The organism is Haemophilus parainfluenzae T3T1, assembly GCF_000210895.1.
Lineage (GTDB): Bacteria > Pseudomonadota > Gammaproteobacteria > Enterobacterales > Pasteurellaceae > Haemophilus_D > Haemophilus_D parainfluenzae_A.
On sequence record NC_015964.1, the window covers coordinates 460,526 to 482,229 of the forward strand.

22 protein-coding genes are annotated in these 21,704 nt (G+C 40.5%); 9 read left to right on the forward strand and 13 right to left on the reverse strand.

Annotated features, from left to right (window positions below):
• Positions 1-141: 141 nt before the first annotated feature.
• The 4 genes from rep to waaA are packed head-to-tail and all read right to left on the reverse strand — an operon-like array spanning position 142 to position 4,145.
• Positions 142-2,154 (reverse strand): DNA helicase Rep, encoded by a 2,013-nt coding sequence (rep, locus tag PARA_RS02345; RefSeq protein ID WP_014064369.1) that lies wholly within the window; start codon positions 2,152-2,154, stop codon positions 142-144.
• A 13-nt stretch (positions 2,155-2,167) separates the two neighbouring features.
• Entirely contained in the window at positions 2,168-2,380 is a 213-nt protein-coding gene (locus PARA_RS02350; RefSeq protein WP_005694824.1) for a lipoprotein, read from the reverse strand.
• A complete protein-coding gene (gene coaD / locus PARA_RS02355) occupies positions 2,377-2,853 on the reverse strand; it encodes a pantetheine-phosphate adenylyltransferase (RefSeq protein WP_014064370.1) in 477 nt (158 codons plus the stop codon). Before coaD ends, PARA_RS02350 begins: the two co-directional genes overlap by 4 nt.
• Positions 2,850-4,145, reverse strand: a complete 1,296-nt coding sequence (waaA, locus tag PARA_RS02360) for a lipid IV(A) 3-deoxy-D-manno-octulosonic acid transferase (protein WP_014064371.1) — start codon at positions 4,143-4,145, stop codon at positions 2,850-2,852. Before waaA ends, coaD begins: the two co-directional genes overlap by 4 nt.
• Before the next feature lie 61 nt (positions 4,146-4,206).
• Here waaA and PARA_RS02365 point away from each other — a divergent pair, with 61 nt between their 5' ends.
• The gene (locus tag PARA_RS02365; RefSeq protein ID WP_014064372.1) at positions 4,207-4,965 is read left to right on the forward strand and encodes a glycosyltransferase family 2 protein; all 759 of its coding nucleotides are present in this window, start codon (positions 4,207-4,209) and stop codon (positions 4,963-4,965) included.
• A 63-nt stretch (positions 4,966-5,028) separates the two neighbouring features.
• Here the strand turns inward: PARA_RS02365 and PARA_RS02370 are convergent, their stop codons facing one another.
• The 5 genes from PARA_RS02370 to envC form a co-directional block, all read right to left on the reverse strand.
• Positions 5,029-5,847, reverse strand: a complete 819-nt coding sequence (locus PARA_RS02370) for a surface lipoprotein assembly modifier (RefSeq protein WP_041918202.1) — start codon at positions 5,845-5,847, stop codon at positions 5,029-5,031.
• A gap of 9 nt (positions 5,848-5,856) precedes the next feature.
• A complete protein-coding gene (locus PARA_RS02375; RefSeq protein ID WP_041918203.1) occupies positions 5,857-6,531 on the reverse strand; it encodes a hypothetical protein in 675 nt (224 codons plus the stop codon).
• A 70-nt stretch (positions 6,532-6,601) separates the two neighbouring features.
• On the reverse strand, positions 6,602-8,098 hold the full coding sequence (locus tag PARA_RS02380) for a transferrin-binding protein-like solute binding protein (protein WP_014064373.1): 1,497 nt from the start codon (positions 8,096-8,098) through the stop codon (positions 6,602-6,604).
• Between the two features lie 255 nt (positions 8,099-8,353).
• Positions 8,354-9,196: a divergent polysaccharide deacetylase family protein gene (locus tag PARA_RS02385; RefSeq protein WP_014064374.1), complete on the reverse strand. Its 843-nt coding sequence runs from the start codon at positions 9,194-9,196 to the stop codon at positions 8,354-8,356.
• A complete protein-coding gene (gene envC / locus PARA_RS02390; RefSeq protein WP_014064375.1) occupies positions 9,196-10,428 on the reverse strand; it encodes a murein hydrolase activator EnvC in 1,233 nt (410 codons plus the stop codon). The genes PARA_RS02385 and envC overlap by 1 nt, the downstream gene beginning before the upstream one ends.
• Positions 10,429-10,615: 187 nt before the next feature.
• Between envC and PARA_RS02395 the strand changes: the two genes are divergently transcribed.
• Together PARA_RS02395 and PARA_RS02400 are read left to right on the forward strand one after the other, a co-directional pair.
• Positions 10,616-11,299, forward strand: coding sequence for a 2,3-diphosphoglycerate-dependent phosphoglycerate mutase (locus tag PARA_RS02395; RefSeq protein ID WP_005694847.1), 684 nt, complete (start codon positions 10,616-10,618; stop codon positions 11,297-11,299).
• Between the two features lie 63 nt (positions 11,300-11,362).
• Positions 11,363-12,172 (forward strand): hypothetical protein, encoded by an 810-nt coding sequence (locus PARA_RS02400; protein WP_014064376.1) that lies wholly within the window; start codon positions 11,363-11,365, stop codon positions 12,170-12,172.
• Positions 12,173-12,174: 2 nt separating this feature from the next.
• Here PARA_RS02400 and PARA_RS02405 read toward each other — a convergent pair whose 3' ends face one another.
• From PARA_RS02405 to ilvC, 3 genes are all read right to left on the reverse strand, one after another.
• Positions 12,175-12,861, reverse strand: coding sequence for an rRNA large subunit pseudouridine synthase E (locus tag PARA_RS02405; protein WP_014064377.1), 687 nt, complete (start codon positions 12,859-12,861; stop codon positions 12,175-12,177).
• Between the two features lie 61 nt (positions 12,862-12,922).
• A complete protein-coding gene (locus tag PARA_RS02410; RefSeq protein ID WP_014064378.1) occupies positions 12,923-13,474 on the reverse strand; it encodes a hypothetical protein in 552 nt (183 codons plus the stop codon).
• Positions 13,475-13,705: 231 nt separating this feature from the next.
• Positions 13,706-15,187, reverse strand: a complete 1,482-nt coding sequence (gene ilvC, locus PARA_RS02415; RefSeq protein ID WP_005699209.1) for a ketol-acid reductoisomerase — start codon at positions 15,185-15,187, stop codon at positions 13,706-13,708.
• A gap of 163 nt (positions 15,188-15,350) precedes the next feature.
• On the opposite strand from ilvC, the gene ilvY reads away from it, so the two are divergent.
• From ilvY to glpE, 3 genes are read left to right on the forward strand one after another with little or no spacing between them, the layout of a single operon-like run.
• Complete coding sequence (gene ilvY, locus PARA_RS02420) at positions 15,351-16,229, forward strand: HTH-type transcriptional activator IlvY (protein WP_041918204.1); 879 nt, start codon at positions 15,351-15,353, stop codon at positions 16,227-16,229.
• A gap of 32 nt (positions 16,230-16,261) precedes the next feature.
• Positions 16,262-17,149 carry an EamA family transporter RarD gene (gene rarD / locus PARA_RS02425; protein ID WP_014064380.1) on the forward strand — a complete coding sequence of 296 codons (888 nt, stop codon included), beginning with the start codon at positions 16,262-16,264 and terminating at the stop codon, positions 17,147-17,149.
• A complete protein-coding gene (glpE, locus tag PARA_RS02430) occupies positions 17,139-17,456 on the forward strand; it encodes a thiosulfate sulfurtransferase GlpE (protein WP_005694839.1) in 318 nt (105 codons plus the stop codon). The genes rarD and glpE overlap by 11 nt, the downstream gene beginning before the upstream one ends.
• A gap of 53 nt (positions 17,457-17,509) precedes the next feature.
• Here glpE and PARA_RS02435 read toward each other — a convergent pair whose 3' ends face one another.
• Positions 17,510-18,547, reverse strand: a complete 1,038-nt coding sequence (locus PARA_RS02435) for an LLM class flavin-dependent oxidoreductase (protein WP_014064381.1) — start codon at positions 18,545-18,547, stop codon at positions 17,510-17,512.
• A 139-nt stretch (positions 18,548-18,686) separates the two neighbouring features.
• Here PARA_RS02435 and PARA_RS02440 point away from each other — a divergent pair, with 139 nt between their 5' ends.
• Genes PARA_RS02440 through PARA_RS02450 form a run of 3 tightly spaced genes read left to right on the forward strand, consistent with a single transcriptional unit; the run spans position 18,687 to position 21,703 of the window.
• Positions 18,687-20,603, forward strand: a complete 1,917-nt coding sequence (locus PARA_RS02440; RefSeq protein WP_014064382.1) for an ABC transporter ATP-binding protein — start codon at positions 18,687-18,689, stop codon at positions 20,601-20,603.
• 9 nt (positions 20,604-20,612) lie between these two features.
• The gene (locus PARA_RS02445; protein WP_014064383.1) at positions 20,613-21,155 is read left to right on the forward strand and encodes a type I DNA topoisomerase; all 543 of its coding nucleotides are present in this window, start codon (positions 20,613-20,615) and stop codon (positions 21,153-21,155) included.
• On the forward strand, positions 21,152-21,703 hold the full coding sequence (locus tag PARA_RS02450; RefSeq protein ID WP_014064384.1) for a Sua5/YciO/YrdC/YwlC family protein: 552 nt from the start codon (positions 21,152-21,154) through the stop codon (positions 21,701-21,703). Before PARA_RS02445 ends, PARA_RS02450 begins: the two co-directional genes overlap by 4 nt.
• The last annotated feature ends 1 nt before the right edge of the window (position 21,704 follow it).

Here is a 21,704-nt window from a genome sequence, read left to right on the forward strand (position 1 = left end):
TATAATACGTTTTTTTGAAAATAAGTCAAATCATTTTTTGTAAAAGCCGTTTTGGTTGCTTGATTTATCTACATTTTGCATAAATAAAGTGCGGTTGAAAAAACAAATAAATTTCCCACCGCACTTTAATTTTAATCATCTCTAGCCTTTTAAAATTGCCCGCAGACGATCAAGCTGACTCGATGTTTGTTGTTGCTTCTGCTCTACCGTCAATTTTGGCTTATCTTTTTCCCATTGCACATCATCTTGTGGTAATTCAGCCAAGAAACGACTCGGCTCTGGGCGAATTAACTCGCCAAACTGACGTCTTTCACGACAAAGAGAAAAAGTCAGCGTTTGTTGTGCTCGAGTAATGCCCACATAGGCTAGACGGCGCTCTTCCTCTACATTATCTTCATCGATACTAGTCTGATGAGGCAAAATCCCCTCTTCCATACCAATTAAATACACATGGGGAAACTCTAAGCCTTTGGAGGCGTGCAATGTCATTAATTGAACTTGATCACTCTCGTCATCGTCTTCACCACGTTCCATCATGTCGCGTAAGGTTAAACGGGTAACCACTTGATTTAAATTCATTGGCTCATTCACTTCATCGCCTTTGAGCATATCCTCTACCCAGCTAAATAAGGTTGCCACGTTTTTACTTTGCATTTCGGCAGCTTTCGGGCTGGTGGCATATTCATACAAATATTCTTCGTAATGCAAGGAAGAAAGTAAAGAACGCACAGCGGTTTCAGGATCGGAACGTAAACTTTGATCGTTCAACTCCACAATCCAACGACCAAATTTTTGCAACGCATCATAGGCTTTTGGCGTGACTCGTTGCATCAGTTCAAACTCAAAAATCGCCTCAAATAAGCTGATATGTTTTTCCTGTGCCAACTCGCCTAATTTTTGTAGAGTTGCTGTACCAATTTCCCGTTTTGGTGTATTCACGATACGCAAAAAGGCTGCATCATCATCTTGATTCACCAACAAACGCAAGTAGGCCATCATGTCCTTAATTTCAGCACGGGAGAAAAAAGATGTTCCGCCAGAAATTTTGTACGGAATGCGGTTTTGCATCAGCACTTTTTCTAATAGACGCGATTGATGATTACCGCGATATAAAATGGCATAATCCTTGAATTTGGTTTTACGGCTAAAACGATGAGCGATTAATTCCGCCACAATCCGTTCGGCTTCATGCTCCTCATTTTTCGCCTCAATCACTTGCAGTTTTTCACCTTCGCCCAAGTTGGAAAAAAGCTTTTTATCGAACACGTGCTCGTTGTTATCAATCAAAATGTTGGCACAATGCAAAATACGATGAGTAGAACGATAATTTTGTTCTAATTTAATGACTTGCAAACGCGGAAAATCATCACGCAAGCGCACCATATTTTGTGGACGAGCACCTCGCCAAGAATAAATGGATTGGTCATCATCGCCTACTACGGTAAAACAAGCCCTCTCTCCAACGAGTAATTTGATGAGTTCATATTGGCTAGTATTGGTATCTTGATATTCATCCACCAATAAATAGCGGATTTTCTCCTGCCATTTTGACCGCACTTCTTCGTTCTGTTTGAAAAGCAAGGTTGGCAACATAATTAAATCATCAAAATCCAACGCATTGTAAGCACGAATTTGCGCTGCATAACGCTCATAACATTTTGCAAAGGTCTGATATTTTGCATCTTTCGCTAAAGCATAAGCCTGTTTTGGTGAAACCAAATCATTCTTCCAGTTGGAAATAACTGAGATTAATTCACGCAGTAAGTCTTTATCTTCCTGTAGCACATCCGCCGTCAGTTCTTTTAGTAAGGCAAGTTGATCGTGCTCATCAAACAAGGTCACATTGGATTTAAAGCCTAAAGCTTTATATTCCCGTTTGATAATGTCGAAACCTAAGGTATGGAAAGTGGAAACAATCAATCCTTTGGATTTTTCTTTACCAATGGAATGGGCTACACGCTCTTTCATTTCACGCGCGGCTTTGTTGGTAAAGGTCACGGCAGCAATCTGTTTAGGCAAATAACCACAGTGTTCAATCAAATGAGCAATCTTATTGATGATCACGCGAGTTTTGCCCGAGCCAGCACCAGCCAGCACCAAGCAAGGCCCACTGACATATTCGACAGCCTGTTGTTGTTGAGAATTGAGTTTCATATCTTAATTCAAATTAATTTGACCACGCATAAGGCAATAATGCGGTATCTAATAAAAATGACAGTGGCAAATCTAAAATAGGTAAGCCCCATTTTTGTGCCATCTCTAAATCATAAGCCGCACCAGCATAAGGTGTGTATTTTTCTGATGGATCGATTAATTTCACCACCGTACCACAACCAGTTAACGCTAAAAGTGCGGTTAAAATCAGAAGTGTTTTTTTCATTCACGACGTGCTTTTAAGGCTAAATAGACAGCTTCCGGCACCAATTCTTTCACATCGCCATGATGCAAATAAATTTCTCGTACAATCGTGGAAGATACAAACGCCCATTTTTCTGTTGGAGGGAAGAACAAACTATCCACACCATCGGTTAATAAACGGTTTAACGCTGCCAGCTGTAATTCATATTCGAAGTCCGTCGTTGTGCGCACGCCACGGATAATGGCGGTAATTTTTTTCGCTTTGATTTCATTTGCGAGTAAATCAGAGAAGCCAAATACTTCCACATTGGGCAAATGAGCGACCGATTGACGCACCAGCTCAACGCGTTCTTCCAATGAGAACAATGGCTTTTTGCTCGGACTATTCGCAACCGCGACAAAAACTTTCGGAAAAATGACCGCACTTCGCGCAATGATATCTAAATGCCCGTTGGTAATCGGGTCAAACGTGCCAGGGTAAATTACGCTTGTCATTTATTGTTCTCCGAAATATGGGTTAAATAAGGATGAAGCAAATCTAAAAGACGCTGTAATGCGCCACGATTTTCGATTAATACCTCGTAACCTGCATTGCCTAAACGTTGACGCGCCCCTTTCGAATTCAATAACTTATCAATAATCTCTGACAATGCTTTTTCTGTTGAGTTGATTTGCAACACACCTTGCACTTCTAAGAGCGAAGTAAAAACTTCAGGGAAATTGAAGGTATGCTTTCCACTCACAACGGGTAATTTAAATGCCAAAGGCTCTAAAGGATTATGTCCCCCATGTTTGACCAAACTTCCGCCAACAAACGCAATATCTGAAATACCATACATCAACATCAACTCGCCCATGGTATCACCCAGAATCACTTGAGTATTTTCTGAAGGAATCTCACCTGTTGAACGACGAATAAAGTTAAAGTTGGCTTTTTCAATTAAATCCGCCACAGGATTAAAACGTTCAGGATGACGAGGCACTAGCAATAACAGCAAGTTTGGATGTTTTTTCAGTAACAAATGATGCGCTTGTAAAATGAGTTCTTCTTCCCCTTCGTGCGTACTCGCGGCAATCCAAATCTGACGATCTTTCGCCCAGCTCTCATGAAGTGTTGCAATGTCTTTGAGTAATTCATCACTGACCACAAGATCATATTTAATATTGCCGGTTAATTGCAGACGATCTTTCTCATAACCTAACTCTAAATAACGTTTTCCGCTGATGCTATCTTGTGGCGCAATCAAGCTGATTTGAGAAAGCATATACTGCAAGTGTTGTTTGACTTTGCCATAGCGTCTGGCTGAACGCGCAGAAAGGCGTGCATTCGCCACAATGAAAGGAATATTTCGACGAGCCAAACAATCAATCAAATTTGGCCAAAGTTCCGTTTCAATGACAATGAATACTTTAGGTTGAATAAAATCAATAAAACGATTGATGACACAAGGTAAATCATAAGGCAAATAACAATGCGTCACAGTTTCCCCGAACGCAGCTTTTACGCGTTCAGAGCCTGTTGGCGTGACCGTTGTAAACGTGATCGGTAAATTCGGGTATTCCTTCTGAATACGTTTTACTAGCGGTGTAGCGGCAATCACTTCCCCTACCGATGCAGCATGAATGACGATCCCATCTTCTGCAGGCTTAACAAGATTCGCATAAATACCATATCGCTCGCCTAAACGCTTGCGATAATTAGGAGCCTTGAGACTTCGTAGCAGCATGAAGAACAGCACAAAAGGCTGAATCAGATACATCAGGCCGGTATAAAAAAAACGCCACATAAAATAAATTCGGTTATACTTACAAAAGTTTCGGCTAGTATAACAAAAAAAGGATCAAAATATGCCAACAATTAGCGTTGCCATGATTGTCAAAAATGAAGCGGCAGATCTTGCTCAATGTCTTGATACGGTAAAAGATTGGGTAGATGAAATCATTATTGTCGATTCAGGCAGTACTGATAACACGCAAGAAATTGCGGAACAATATGGTGCAAAATTTTATTCGCATCCTGATTGGCCAGGTTTTGGCAAACAACGCCAACGTACACAACAATATGTCACCAGTGATTATGTTTTGTGGCTAGATGCCGATGAACGTGTCACACCGAAACTGCGTGAATCTATTCAACAAGCGATTCAACAAGATGCACCAAATACGGTTTATGATATTCCTCGGGTGAGTGAAGTGTTTGGGCGCGAAATTCGCCATTCAGGTTGGTATCCTGATTATGTAGTGCGTTTATATCGCACAAATTATGCAGGATATAATGATTCTCTGGTACATGAAAAAGTGGTTTATCCTGAAAACACGAAAGTACAGAAATTAACTGGAGATCTGGAGCATTTTACCTATAAAAGCATTCATCACTATTTGGTGAAATCTGCGGGCTACGCCAAAGCCTGGGCAGATCAACGCCAAGCCAAAGGTAAAAAAGCGACCTTATGGCAAGGTGTCAGTCATGCCATCGGGTGCTTTGTCAAAATGTACATTTTAAAAGCCGGTTTCTTAGATGGAAAACAAGGTTTCCTGCTGGCGGTACTTTCGGCCCACTCCACCTTTGTGAAGTATGCTGATTTGTGGGAGAGAGAGCAGAAATAAATTATTTCCAATATTGTCGATAATAAAAAAGTTGGATTCCTTTGAAATCCAACTTTTTTACATTTAGAAACTTTTACCGACTTCGATAAAGACTTGGTTTTTATCGTATGAATAAATCGCCATATTACTTTTCGTTTTACTATACGACCAAGTTACTTTTGGTGTAAAACCAGCATAGTGGAATTGTTTATGCCAAAGGGAAACAGAAGCACCATATTCATTATTATGTTGTTTTACACTACTAAATGATTGAGCAAGGTAATGACGTTTGGCGTACCCAAGTGTTGTACTGGTTGTAATACCAAGTGGCCACTCTTGTCCCCAAGTTAAACGCGTACCAATACGATTATAAGCATTCGATCTATCCGCTGCATATTTCTTTGTCAAATCTAATGAAACTGACCAGAATTGAGTTGAGCTAGGAATAAACATCAATGAATTCGTTAAAGAATGAACGGCACCATTATAATTTCGTTTATCGATTTCTTTTTTGTAGCGTTCATAACCAAAATTATAAAGCGCAGAATACTTAAAGTTTTGGCTTAACCAATACCCCATAGATAAACTTGCACCATAAGTATCGGTATACTGCTTTAAACTATCTCCGCCATTTAGACCACCACCATACCAACGTTTGCTGATATATGGTGTCACTTGCACATTAAAACGAGCATCAGAATAACCATACCCTAAGCCAATATGTCCGATTAAATCATTATATTTTTTATTATCCCAGTAATATCTGGAACTCATACTGCTATCAAAAGCAACGTATTTTCCGTTAGATAAACTCCAACGTTTATCCGCACCAACAGACAAACCAAGACCTTGACCTGTTTGACGAGGGGTATTATAGGTTACCTCGCCACTACCAACAGCCATCTTAGTCCCTTATTTCGCAGAGTTTGCTAAGTTTTTATCATTTAAGAAAGTTGTTGAAAAAGAGAAATTCCAGTTTTCTTTGCTATCAATGACTTCAATAAATTTATCAAATACTGCAACATCTTGAGAGTTTTGAGTTGAAGCACGAAGTCTTTCAAACTGTGTTTTTGCTGCTTCGTATTCTTGATTATAGAACAAGGTTTCAGCAAGTTGATAGCGGATAAAATTATTTTCAGGGAAATCAGAAATAAGTTTACGGTATGAAGCAACGGATTTATTCAAATCCTCTTCTCTTTCAAGAATCGCTTTTCCCCAATCAATTAAAGAAAGATCAGCATTAGGAACAGATTCATAAATTTGGATATAAACAGGTAGAACCGCTTTGTTTGGATTCACTAGCGCCTCTAAAAATAAACGTTCTAACAGGGCTGGATTTTCAGCTAATTGCTTTCCTGTAAATCTGGCAACACTATTACCATTAGCTTGATTTTCTTGCGCCATCGCATTTTGCTCAGACAAACGCTGTTTTCTCAGCAAGTCTTCTTTTAGATTTTGTTGATTAATATTTGGCATGCTCGCTTCATTTTGCAATGGATCTCTTTCCTGTACGGGAGCGGGAGAAGTTTGAGCATAAGTCGGTAATGCAATACTTGCAAGTGTCAGTAATAATGTTGATTTTTTCATATTTCCTCAACGATAGAAAAAAACAGCCCATGTAAATGGGCTGTCTAGGTTTAAAATATAACTGAAAAAATTATTTTCTGTTATTTTGGTTTGTACTTTCACCCCAAGCTGGAACTGTAGGTGGAGTAACTACAGCTGGTGCTTGATATGGAGTATTTTGCACTTTAGCACCGAATGATGCACCCCAGTTGTTCGCAGTGTCATTACTTGAAATCACACCACCTAACTCTTGTGCTTGTGCACCGTATAAGCTAGCTTTTAACACACCTTGAGCACCATCGTGTTTAGTTGCACTACCAGAGATGCTACCGTTATTTGCTAATGTACCATTGAAGTTAGCTAACTCAACATTATGCGGTTTAACTTGTTGTTGAGTATTAGTTTCTTCCCATACGTTGTATAGGTTACCAGTTACATTTTTGCTTGCTAAATCAATGTCAGCTGCAACGTGAGTACCACTAATTAATTTGTATTCAGCACCTAAAGCGTTTGGAAGACCTGCATCAATTTTGTAATCTTTATCTAGGTTATAAGTAACTGCGTGACCTTGATAGTGTAATTTACCCGCTGGTGCTTCAGGAGCGAAGTAAATATTTTTAAGATCGCTTGCTAAAGTTGCGCTGTATGGAGTGTTGTTTACACCACGGTAGAAGTAGTTATCTTCTGTACCGTCTTGACCATACAGACCATAGCTAGCTACTTTAGTACCGTATTGAGCAACATCTTTACCATCTTTAAGATCAGCTTCTTTTACTGCGTGTAATTTAGAGGTTACACGACCGTATTGAACATAGTCCAATTTAGAACCTGCAGTATAATATTTATCATTAGCATCTTTTTTTGCTGTGAATGGCGCATTCGCTAAGTTAAGCTCATCATTTGCTGGGTTTGCTGTCTCAGACTCACCCTTAACGAAAGTTCTGTGACCATATACTTCTGCAACAGACTTAGCTAGCGCTGCATTAGTACGAGCTGCGTGGTCAGTATCAGCTACGTTTTTACCCTCTGTACGAGTATAGTTTAAACGACCTTCTTCGTAAACAAATGCTTTACCATCTACATCCTTTTCACCCATAGACGCTGTTTTAGTTGCTGATTCACCATCTACACGACCACGAGTTGTATCTTTTGTAGTACCATTCATGTAGATGTGTTTTAAAACGTGCTCACCAGATGTGTTAGCTTCATTACCACGGAAATCAAAATCTTCTAAATAAGCTTGTTTTGCATCACCCTGTAATGGAATCGCAACAACGATAGTATCTAAGCTTGGGTGTAATTCAACTGTCATGTTAGTTGGAGAAACAGAAGATTTGCTGTTAGTTTCTACACCTTCACCAACGTTTAAGTTAGATTGAGTTTTCTTAACAAATTTAGCACCTACATCTTTTGTTTTTGCAACTAATGCTTCTGCAGCTGCTGCTTTTTCTGCTGCTTTTTCTGCTGCTTGTTGTTTAGCTGCTTCTTCAGCTGCAGCGTTGTTGCTACCACCGCTAGAACCACATGCAGCTAATACTGCTGCACACGCTACTGTTAAACTAAATTTAATGAATTTGTTGTTTTTCATAATGTATGTAACCTTATAAAATTGGTTAGCCAATAGACTTATGCTATTACACGCTTGTGTTATAGCACCTTTTGTATACAAAAGGCTAATAAAAGCCTTTCTGGGCGAGTTCTAGCAAAAGGAAAATAACGTTGCAACCTTGAAATGTCATATTCTTATCTCTTTTATCAACATTTAAGGTAAATTTTTTGTAAATTTACGTAAATTTCTTTAAGTTTACATATAACAATATATCAACACTTCTTCTATATATTATTACCTCGGCACGCCTCTCAATAAAGGGATTGGCTCAAACGGCGCAACTGAAGTTGGCGCAGGAATATCATTAAAAATTAAGATAAATGGTTTAGGTGGCAAGATTTTTTCATTTCTCCACAAGCTTCCCATGCCGACTAATTGAATATCATCGGGTAAATTTTTGATTCCTGATTTTAATACGGCTACGGTATTTGGACGAGGGTGCCCAATAGCAATGGCTGTGCCATGTTTACGTGCATATTGAATGGCATTCTGAAATTGGCGTTGTACATCCACTAAATTATCACTATCATCTAAAAAGATATGGCGATCTAATACGCGTACACCTTGCTCTTTTGCTATTTTTCCCGCGACTGATTTTCCGATAGTACGGCTATCTAAAAAGAATAAATGTTGCTCGCGAAGTGCGGACATTAAATAAGTCATTAATGTGGTATCGGCTGTGGCTGCACTGCCCATATGATTATTCATTCCGATTGCGTTTGGCACAATAGATTTGGCCTTTTTCACTCGCTCATTCACTTGCGCTTCAGATAACCCTAAAGTCAAACCACCTTCCTCAATTTTAATATTGCTGACAGGCTGCATTGGCATATGAATAAGAATATCGTGATTCTGCGCTTTCGCTTGCTGATTGCGAATTTTGGCATAGGGCGCAGCAGGAATGATGGCGACAGAGATTTCTTTTGGCATAGCCAAAATTTCCGCATCTTCTTTCGGATGATAGCCAATATCATCAATCACAATGGCTAGCTTACCTTGTGCAAAAGTCAATGCAGAGAAAAGTGTGATTGAAAAAATAATCGTATTTTTGACCGCACGTTGAAAGAACCTTGCCATTATTTAATCCACCCAGCCGGATTTACAGGCACTCCTTTACGGCTGATACCAAAGTAAAGCGCTGGTTTAGAGAGTTCACCTGTATTCCCCACTTGTGCAATGGTTTGTCCTGCAGACACCAGCTGACCTTGTTTCACAAATACCGCTTGGTTGAAACCATACAGACTCAAGTCGCTGTCGCCGTGCTTCACAATCACCATATAACCATAACCATTAAGATGGCCGGCGAGAATAACACGACCACTTGCAATGGCTTTTACCGCTGTACCCGTTGGTGCGCCGATAACCATACCTTTCCAGCGCACTTCGCCTGCTTGGATTGAGCCAAAGGAATGCAATGTTGGACCGGAAACTGGACGACTGTATTGACGAGCTGCCGTACCTAAACCACTGGTGCTATTAATCAACTTACGCTCTTGATCGGTTGGTTGATAAGGTTTTGAGGTCCGTTTTTCTTCCTCTTGTTTTTTCTGAGCAAGGGCTTCACGCTCACGTTGTTCTTGTTGGCGAGCGGCTTGTTCTGCACGTTGAATTTCTTGGCGAAGGGCATTTTCGTTCGCTTTCAACGTTTCCAGCTTGTTCTGATCTTTGGTTAAGTTTTTGTTGAGTTCATTTAACGTAGATTGGCGTTCTTGTTGCGCTTTTTGTAATTCTTGCTGCTGTTTCTTTTGCGTAGAAAGCTGATCGCGATGATTTTTTTGTTGCCCTGAAATCGCTTCGCGTTGTTTCGCTAAATTATCTTGTGTCGCTTTCAGATTGTTAATCATATCAATGCGAATTTGATTTAAGTGCTGATAATACACTTTCATGCGTTCCGCTTTTTTCGCATCTTCCGAAAGCATTCTTTCCAAGGTAGAAGGATTGACACCTGAGCGATAGATGGCATCTACTTGCTTTGCGAGCTTCGCTTTTTGTACACGTTCTTGCTTTTCTAATTGCTTGATTTGCTTTTCGGTTTCCGCCATTTGCTTGCGAATTTCTTTTAAGCTTAATTCTGTTTCACGTAATTCACCGACAACGCTATTAATTTTGCTTTCTTGATCTTTAAGACTGGCTTGGAGTTTAGCTTGTGCGCGTTTTTGCTCGGCGATCTTCGATTCTTGTTGTTTAATTTGTTTTTGAATTTGAGTGAGGTCGTTGCCTTGCGCGAAAGATGAAAAGCCAAGCAGACCACAAGCCAAAAGTGCGGTCAGTTTTGATAAGATTTTTTTTCTACAATTGCTTTGCTGCATACATCTAAACTTGAGAGAAATTAAGGGGCGAATAAAGCTTAAATACTAGCATTATTTTTGAGTGGCTAAAAGTTTACAGGCGATTTTTTGCGAAAGATCAGTAAATACCGCCTTTTTACTTTTAAACATAACGATTTTTTGCTATAACAGAGCCATTCATTTTTTTATTAATACTTAGGAGATCCTTATGGAATTAGTATTCATTCGTCACGGTTTCAGTGAGTGGAACGCAAAAAATTTATTCACCGGTTGGCGTGATGTGAATTTAACTGAGCGCGGTGTTGAAGAAGCAAAAGCAGCGGGTAAAAAATTGTTCGAGAAAGGCTATGAGTTCGATATCGCCTTCACTTCTGTTTTAACTCGTGCAATCAAAACCTGTAACATCGTGTTAGAAGAATCTCACCAATTATGGATTCCTCAAGTGAAAAATTGGCGTTTAAATGAGCGTCACTACGGTGCATTACAAGGCTTAGATAAAAAAGCAACCGCAGAACAATACGGTGACGAACAAGTTCATATCTGGCGTCGTTCTTATGACATTTCTCCTCCAGATTTAGATCCGAAAGATCCAAATTCTGCACATAACGACCGTCGTTATGCAAACATCCCATCTGATGTTGTACCAAACGCAGAAAACTTAAAATTAACCTTAGAACGTGCATTACCATTCTGGGAAGATCAAATTGCTCCAGCAATGCTTTCTGGTAAACGTGTTTTAGTGGTTGCGCACGGTAACTCACTTCGTGCATTAGCAAAACACATCATCGGTATTTCTGATGCGGAAATCATGGATTTTGAAATCCCAACTGGTCAACCGCTAGTGTTAAAACTTGACGATAAATTAAACTACGTAGAACACTACTATCTTTAATTTATAAATGATTTCAAAGTGCGGTTAATTTTGACCGCACTTTTTGTTTAAGGAGAATAACGGATGAAAAAATTACTCGCGGTGATTTTTGCTTTTTTACCTGTTTTGGCCTTTGCTGCATCGCCAAATCATACGGCAAAATCAACTCAAACTAAGTCAGTGAAAACGGCAGTTAAAAAAGTGGAAGCCAAGAAAGCAACCACACCTAAAGCCGTAGCCAAAACAGCTAATAAAAAAGCGGATGCCAAAAAAGCAGAAGCGAAAAAGCCCGCTAAAATTGTGGAAGCAAAAAAAGCGGTAACAAAAAAAGAAAAAATAAAAAATAAAACGACAACTAAAGCCGCTAAAGCAGAGCCGACAAAAACGAAAGGCAAACAGTCAGTAGAAAAAACGAAGCAAACTGTAGTAAAAGACAAAAAGGCTGCAGCTAAGAGCAAACAGAGTGTAGTTAAAGAATCAGCTAAACCTGAAAAGATGATTGCTAAAAAAACACCCGCAGTTAAAACTGAAGTGAAGAAAGCGGAACCAAAAGCTGTTGAAAAAGTGGCTGAAAAGAAAGTAGATGCTGTCGCACAAAAAACAGCGAGTATGGTGACAAAATCTGTCGTCGTACCAAGATGTAATGATTCAAAAGTTTTTGCGGTATTATCTGATGCCTTCAAAAAACAAGGCGCTGCTACTAACACCCAAATGACAGTGAAACAAATCTCGCAAGCCCGTGAAACGCAATCTTATCCACAACAAGGCATTCGCAGCTGTAATGCGATAGTGGAAACCAACGGCGTTAAATATGTTACCGATTACAGCATTATCTTGAATGATAAAGGCTTCTTCGTGCAAGTGGAAAACGCGCAACCTGCTCAACGTTTCTAATCTTAACGTGCGTTATTTAAATGAAGTTGTTTGAATAACGCACGCATTTCTTCTTTATTTAAACAACGATATTCGCCATTGCCCAATCCATCAAGCGTTAAATGGCTCATTTGATAACGGATAAGTCGTAATGTCGGAAAGCCGATATGTGCCGTCATTCTACGCACTTGTCGATTACGCCCTTCACTGATTTTGATTTCCAACCAACTTGTCGTAATGCTTTGACGTTCACGAATAGGTGGATTGCGAGGCCAGAGAAAATCCGGTTCTGAAATCAACCGCACTTTTGCCGGCTTCGTCATCCCATCTTTCAATTCAACACCTTTGCGGAGTTTGTCTAAGTCTGTTTCTTCAGGAATACCTTCCACTTGCACAAAATACGTTTTTTCTGTTTTAAACTTAGGATCCGCCAAACGATGTTGCACTTCACCATTATTCGTTAAAATCAGTAACCCTTCGCTATCGCGATCCAATCGCCCTGCCGCATATACATTAGGAATGGTAATAAAATCTTTTAACGTCGCTCGGCCGTTTTCATCGGTGAATTGTGTCAGTACATCAAAAGGTTTGTTAAATAAAATAACGATTGTTTGTTCTAATGTAAGTGGCTTCGCTTTAGGCTTAAATGAACGAGTGGGTTTTACCGTTCGTTTGGTCGTAAATGAGCGAGAAGAGAAAGATTTCGACATATTATTTATTCAGTAAAAAGAGAAAAAGGGCGGATTTTACTCCGCCCTTTTATATTACCATTTATTGTAATAACGCTACCAGATGAATAATCCCAAACTTCGTCATAGTCATTCCAAGAACAATCTCTAAAATAGCGAGAAGAAAAATAAAGACTGAACGACGTTCTCGAATTTGCACAGAAAATTGACTGTAATCTACAGGCTTTTTGATTATGATATCAGCAATGGCGGCTTCTGCTTTCTCTATAATATTTCCTTCACCAGCTAGTGAAAGAAGATAGTTTCCTTCTTCTGCTCGGAACCAATATAATTCCATCCGCCCTTTTACAAATCCACTCGATGAAGTTTTCAGAATGCTAACTGACAGGGGAACTGTTTTCCCTGTCTGCAGGTTGATTATTTTGAAACCTACTTTTCCTATAGGGGATTTGGTAAATAATTTTCCGCTAAGCCATATTCCATACATTCCCTTCGGCAAGAAAAAAGTTCCTTCTTTGTCTACACATGGCATTTCATATAACAACTTTGTATTGACTAAACGGGGTATCGTTTTAACGCCAATAATCAGCAGTATTATTCCTGCTACCATCAATAAAAAATATAAATACTGCATTTTGTTCCTTTGCTTATCCTGTCGTCAGGAGAAATTACAAAAATTCAGTTCTGCCCTAGAAATCATAATTTCTATGAACACTATTATTACACCGCAACGCTAATGTCATAACAGTTAAACGATCATGGAAAGTGCGGTCAAAAATTTTCTTGTTTTTATATTACTCTTTTCAATACATAAAAAAAGCCAACTTATTAAATAAGTTGGCTTAGATTTTCTTAATTTAAGTTATTAACCTGCAACAGCGATACGTTTCATATCTGTCATGTAGCCACGTAACTCTTGACCGATTAATTCAACCGGGTGGTTACGGATTGCATCGTTTACATCACGTAAAGTGATGTTGTCGATAGCTACTGCTGGTGTTGGTTCACCTAAATCACCTTTTTGTAAGGTTGGGATGATTTCTTTTGCAAGAATTGGGGTTGCTACGTTAGAGAATAAGTAGTTACCGTATTCTGCAGTATCAGAAATTACCACGTTCATTTCGTATAAGCGTTTACGTGCGATAGTGTTGGCGATTAACGGTAATTCGTGAAGTGATTCATAGTAAGCTGATTCTTCATAGATACCGCTTGCTACCATTGCATCAAAGGCTAATTCAACACCCGCTTTCACCATTGCTACCATTAATACGCCGTTATCAAAGTATTCTTGCTCAGAAATTTTGATGCCGTCTGCTTTTGGTGCGTTTTCAAAGGCAGTTTTGCCAGTTGCTTCACGCCATGCGAATAAGTCTTTATCACCATTCGCCCAGTCAGCCATCATGGTCGCAGAGAAGTGACCGCTGATGATGTCATCCATGTGTTTGTAATATAAGAAACCAAGGCTTTCTTTGATTTGCTCAGCAAGTTCAAATGCACGTAATTTTGCGCTGTTTGATAAGCGATCCATCATTAATGTGATACCACCTTGTTTTAAGGCTTCAGTAATGGTTTCCCAACCGTATTGGATTAATTTACCTGCGTATGCTGGATCTTTACCATCAGCAACAAGTTTGTCGTAACATACGATAGAACCTGCTTGTAACATACCACAAAGAATGGTTTGTTCACCCATTAAGTCAGATTTTACTTCTGCGACGAATGAAGATTCTAATACGCCTGCACGGTCACCACCGGTTGCAGCGGCCCATGCTTTCGCAATTGCCATACCTTCACCACGTGGGTCATTTGCTGGGTGAACCGCGATTAATGTTGGCACACCGAAACCACGTTTGTATTCTTCACGTACTTCAGTACCTGGACATTTTGGTGCACTCATCACCACAGTGATGTCTTCACGGATTTGCTCACCTACTTCAACGATATTGAAACCGTGTGAGTAACCGAATGCTGAATCTTTTTTCATTAATGGCATCACATCAGCTACGACTTTAGAGTGTTGTTTGTCCGGTGTTAAGTTGATCACTAAGTCTGCAGTTGGAATTAATTCTTGATAAGTGCCCACTTTAAAACCGTTCTCGGTTGCACGTTGGAATGATGCACGTTTTTCAGCAATCGCTTCAGGGCGTAATGCATAAGAAATATCTAAGCCAGAGTCACGCATATTTAAACCTTGGTTTAAACCTTGTGCACCACAACCTACGATAACGATTTTTTTGCCTTTTAAGTAGTTGCAACCGTCAGCAAATTCGCTGCGATCCATAAAACGACAACGACCTAATTGATCTAATTTTTCGCGTAAATTTAATGTATTGAAATAGTTAGCCATTTTTCATCCTTAATATGATGTTGATTAATGTGTATGAGGTTGTGTTTGAATATAGTTTTTTGTTGTGTCATGGATTATAAGATTTTTAATTATTGCGTAAAGTGATATTATTGGTACTTAGTGTTGCAATTTTTGCAACTATATTTACATTTTAATGATACATATGAACTTTCAAGACCTTCAAATATTTCTTCATCTTGCTGACACGCAAAATTTTGCTAAAACCGCTACGCAAAATCATATGTCACCGTCTACGCTTTCACGCCAAATTCAACGCATGGAAGAGGAATTAGAACAACCTTTATTTATTCGTGATAATCGACAAGTGCGCTTAACCGAACAAGGCGAGAAATTTCTGCAATTTGCGAAAACAGAATGGCAAAACTGGCAGCAGTTTAAGCGCCAACTGCGAGATAATTCAGCGGAATTAAGCGGAGAGTTGCGCTTATTTTGCTCAGTAACGGCTTCATATAGTCACTTGCCACAGGTATTAGCCAAATTTCGTTCGCGTTATCCTAAAGTCGAAATTCAACTGACGACTGGTGACCCAGCCTCTGCGGTGCAATTCATTCAATCGGAACAGGTGGATCTTGCTTTGGCGGGGAAACCCAATAATCTGCCGACAGGATTGGAATTTTATAAGATTGATGATATTTCCCTTTCATTAATTGCACCACGAGTCGCTTGTTTAGCCACACAATTATTACAGGAAGAACCTATCAATTGGCAGCAAATGCCTTTCATTTTGCCGTTAGATGGAATGGCACGTCAGCGTATCGAACAATGGCTACGTAGCAAACACATTAAACATCCCAAAATTTATGCCACTGTGGCGGGGCATGAAGGTATCGTACCAATGGTGGCACTTGGTTTTGGATTAGCAATGTTGCCCGATGTGGTGATTGATAATAACCCTATGTCAAAAGACGTGTCTCGTTTAAATTTAGACAATTCCGTTGAGACGTTTGATTTAGGTGTTTGTGTGCAAAAAAGAAATTTAGCGAACCCCCTAATTCGTGCATTTTGGGAGATGTTAGACTAAAATAATAAGCAGAATTAACCTAAGGATTTATTATGTTAAGAGGCATACTTATTTCACTTTTAGCCTCGCTTTTATTTGGCTATATGTATTATTTTTCCACGCTACTGAAACCGCTCAGTGGCACGGATATTTTCGGCTATCGAATGCTGTTTACATTCCCTTTCGTTGCCCTTTCCGTCATCATGTTTAAACAAAAACAAGCTTTGGTTGAGCATTTAAAACGCATTAAAAATAGACCGCTCTTTGCCCTTTCCTATATTATTTGTGGCGCATTAATGGGGTATCAAATGTGGCTCTTTTTGTGGGCACCCAATAATGGTAGCTCCTTAAGTGTTTCTTTCGGTTATTTATTATTGCCAATTGTGATGGTGGCTGCGGGGCGGATCATTTTTAAAGAGCGAATTTCAACATTGAAATTTATAGCTGTGGTAATTGCGGCGGTTGGAGTGATTTCTAACATCGTTTTAAAAGGCGGATTATCTTGGGAAGCCATTGTTATCTGTGTGGGGTATACCACCTACTTCTCGATACGAAAAGCCTTAAAAAATACCGATCTTGGTGCCTTTTGCTTAGAAATGATCGCATTATTGCCAGTTAGCGTTTACTTTGCTCTTCAAACCGATTTTGCCACCGTGCAGGAATCGAATCCTAACATTTGGGGATTATTGGTATTGCTCGGGCTTATTAGTGGCTCTGCATTGATTGCTTATGTGATCGCCAGCAACATGCTGCCAATGAATTTACTTGGCCTTCTAGGCTATGTTGAAACCATTTTGATGGTAATTATTTCATTTTTAATTGGAGAGAAAATGGATGCGGACAGCTATCCATTATTCATTTGTTTAGTATTGGCGATGAGCCTGATTATTTTTGATGGCGTGTATAAACAGCGCGTAAAAGGAACAAACCATGTCGTTTAAAGAAATTAGCCCGGAACAAGCTTGGGAAATGGTGCAAAATGGCGCCATGCTTGCTGATGTTCGGGACCCTCAACGTTTTACCTATTCCCATGCGAAAGGGGCGTTTCATTTAACTAACCAAAGCTTTTTACAATTTGAAGAACTGGTGGATTTTGACTCCCCAATTATCGTGAGTTGTTATCATGGCGTGAGCAGCCGAAATGTGGCGACTTTCCTCGTTGAACAAGGCTATGAAAATGTGTTTAGTGTCATTGGTGGATTTGATGGTTGGGTAAAAGCTGGTTTACCGATAGAAACGGCTTATTAGTATTTTTTGATTTAAAGTGCGGTGAAATTCACCGCACTTTTCTTTTTGTCTCGCTATTGCTTATCCACAATCGCTTTCAACATCGTGTAAGATTGAGCTTGTTTTTTCTCATCAAAAATATAGCTTACCGCCATAATTTCATCAAAATGTACCCGTTCACGTAGTTGCTTGAGTTGAAATTCCACGCTTTCAGGACTACCGATAAGCGAACAAGCGGTCATTTGTTCCACCACTGCGCGTTCTTGGTTGTAAATCGGGATTTCCTCGAAATCGACCGGTCCAAAGTGCGGTTTCTTTTGAGCATGCATTTGGGCTTTCCAAACATCTTCTTCTGATGCCATTGGCGGTTGTAAATTTTGTTGCGCATTAGTTACCACGTTTAAGAAAAATAGTGTTTGTGTTGTCGCCAGTTGTTTCGCTTCTTTATCGGTTTCGGCAACGATCGCGTTCACACCTAAGATGACATAAGGCTCAGCAAGATAGGTAGAAGGTTTGAAGTTTTTGCGGTAAATCTCCACTGCCATTTCCATCATTCGTGGCGCAAAGTGTGAAGCAAAGGCATAAGGCAAGCCAAGTTCTGCCGCAAGATAGGCACTTTCGGTGCTAGATCCTAAAATATAAAACGGTATATTCAAGCCAGCAGAAGGATACGCAGAAACCGGGTTGCAATCTTTAAAGTAACCGCGAAGTTCCGCAATTTCCGCAGGGAAATCCAGACTGTTTCGTCCTCGACGAAGTGCTGCAGCCGTTTGCATATCCGTTCCTGGCGCACGCCCTAAACCAAGTTCAACACGGTTTGGATAAAGCGTCTCCAGTGTGCCATATTGCTCGGCTACCACATAAGGCGAATGATTCGGTAACATTACGCCACCTGACCCTACGCGCAAGGTCTTCGTATTGGCTAGCGTATGCTGAATTAAAAGTGCGGTCGCTGAACTCACCAAATTTTTCATATTATGATGCTCCGCAATCCAATAACGCTCAATGCCAATGTTCTCAGCGTGTTTTGCAAGATTGACCATCGATTCAACCGCTTGCAAATAAGTTTGTCCTTCTCGAACAGGGGCGAGATTAAGAATAGAGAGCTTCATTTTATTTCCTCATGATTGATTTGTTGAGCGTCATTATACGTGTTTTTTCGGGCAGAAATATCGATAAAATTGGAATAGACTGTTCCGAGAAAAGGAAAAATATTGCAAAATAGGCACAAATTCAGATGTATTCGAAAAAATGATTGTATTTAATAATATTTCCCTAAAGCGCGGGCAAACCGAATTGCTCGAGAATGCCACAGCAACTATCAATCCGAAACAAAAAGTCGGTTTGGTGGGTAAGAATGGTTGCGGTAAGTCGTCTCTTTTTGCCCTATTAAAAAAAGAATTAACGCCAGAGGGCGGCGAGGTTACTTATCCATCCAACTGGCGGGTATCTTGGGTGAATCAAGAAACGCCGGCATTGGATATTCCTGCCATTGATTATGTAATTCAAGGGGATCGCGAATATTGCCGTTTGCAGCTGGAACTTGAACAAGCAAATGAATGTAATGATGGTCATGCAATTGCGCGCATTCACGGGCAGTTAGAAACCTTGGATGCTTGGACGATCCAATCTCGCGCGGCTTCCTTATTGCATGGTTTAGGCTTTAACCAAGAAGAAATCACTCAGCCTGTAAAATCCTTCTCCGGTGGTTGGCGAATGCGCTTGAATTTGGCGCAAGCATTGCTTTGTCCATCGGATTTATTATTACTGGATGAGCCAACCAACCATTTGGACTTGGATGCAGTTATTTGGTTAGAACGTTGGTTAGTGCAATATCAAGGTACTTTGGTATTAATTTCCCACGACCGTGATTTTCTCGATCCGATTGTGACAAAAATCCTCCATATCGAAAATCATAAGCTCAACGAATACACGGGCGATTATTCTTCCTTTGAAGTGCAACGGGCAACCAAATTGGCACAACAAACGGCGATGTATCGTCAGCAACAACAAAAAATTTCCCATTTACAAAAATATATCGACCGCTTTAAAGCCAAGGCAACCAAAGCTAAACAGGCGCAAAGCCGTATGAAGGCATTGGAACGTATGGAACTGATTGCACCAGCTTATGTGGATAATCCTTTTACTTTTGAATTCCGTCCACCACTATCCTTGCCGAATCCTTTGGTGATGATTGAACAGGCGAGCGCAGGTTATGGCAGAGGTGAAAGTGCGGTAGAAATTTTAAGTAAAATTAAACTGAATTTAGTACCGGGTTCGCGCATCGGTTTGCTCGGGAAAAATGGTGCTGGGAAATCAACGTTGATTAAATTGTTAGCGGGAGAGCTCACGGCGCTTTCAGGTACAGTACAATTAGCTAAAGGCGTGCAACTCGGCTATTTTGCTCAGCATCAGCTAGATACCCTACGCGCAGACGAATCCGCTCTCTGGCACATGCAGAAACTCGCACCAGAGCAAACGGAGCAACAGGTTCGGGATTATCTCGGGAGTTTTGCGTTCCATGGTGACAAAGTTAATCAAGCGGTGAAAGCCTTTTCCGGTGGGGAAAAAGCCCGTTTGGTACTTGCGCTAATTGTTTGGCAACGTCCAAACCTATTACTGCTCGACGAACCAACAAACCACTTGGATTTGGATATGCGTCAGGCATTAACCGAAGCACTGGTGGATTACGAGGGCTCTTTGGTGGTGGTTTCTCACGATCGCCACTTACTACGTAATACCGTGGAAGAATTCTATTTGGTGCACGATAAAAAAGTGGAAGAATTCAAAGGCGATTTAGAGGATTATCAAAAGTGGCTGAATGAACAAAATAGCGCACCAGAAAATAAATCCTCGGAGAAAAATGACGACAACGAAAATTCCATGCAAAACCGCAAGGAACAAAAACGTCGTGAGGCCGAACTACGCCAACAAACCGCGCCTCTTCGTAAACAAATCTCTCAATTGGAGGAAAAAATGAGTAAACATTCCTCCAAACTTGCGGAGATTGAAAACCAATTGGCAGATTCCGAACTATACAGCGCGGAAAATAAAGAAAAATTGACCGCACTTTTGGCACAGCAAGTAGAGATGAAAAAAGCCTTGGAAGAAGTCGAAATGGATTGGTTAGCGGCCCAGGAAGAATTGGAAGCAATGCTACAAGCATAGGGACAGCGTATGACTCAAAGTCTTTTCCAACACACAAAACACGAAGAATACTGCCCACAATGCGGCGCACCTTTGCAAATGAAACAGGGTAAAAAGGGGCTGTTTTTAGGTTGTACCGCATATCCCGCCTGTGATTATTTGCGTCCACTAAATAGGGTGGAACATAAGGTGTTGAAAGAGCTTGATGAAACCTGCCCACAATGTGGCAATCCACTCCAACTCAAACAAGGTGCCTTTGGCATGTTCATCGGTTGCAGCCATTATCCCGATTGTGATTTTGTGGTGCATGAGCAACAGGATGATGAACAATCCATTGACTGTCCGGAATGCCATAAAGGACATTTGGTTGCCCGTCGCGGACGACAAGGAAAAATCTTTTATGGTTGCGATAACTTTCCCCATTGCAAATTTTCCTTACCAGCAAAACCCTATGCCATGCCTTGTCCACAATGCCATTTTCCACTTGCGCTATTAAAAAGTGAAAATGCCGAACAGCAAGTCTGGCAATGCGCGAATAAAGGCTGTCGACATATTTTTGAGAACGAAAAATGAATGTACAACAAATTGCCGCCCGTTTAATGCAAGACGAAGTCGTTGCCTATCCTACTGAGGCGGTATTCGGTCTCGGCTGTAATCCGCTAAGTGAAAGTGCGGTCAGAAAATTGCTTGATTTAAAACAGCGTCCGATTGAAAAAGGCCTTATTTTAGTCGCGCCGAGCTTGCATTTTTTGCAGCCTTTTGTTGATTTTTCCCGTTTGTCTAACGAACAGCTTGCACGCTTACAGGCACAATATGAACATCCAATCACCTGGGTGGTGCCGGCAAAGGCAGAAGTCCCACATTTTCTGACGGGGCAATTTGATAGCATTGCGGTGCGTTTATGTACTCATCCTGCCGTCAAAGCTTTATGCGAAACAACAGGCTTCGCTCTCACCTCGACCAGTGCGAACTTAACCGGTTTATCACCTTGCCGTAGCGCAGATGCTGTGCGTTCCCAATTTGGGGCTGATTTCCCTGTGCTTGATGAAGCTGTTGGTCAAGCACAAAATCCATCGGAAATTCGTGATTTGCTCACAAACCAACTTTTCAGACAAGGATAAA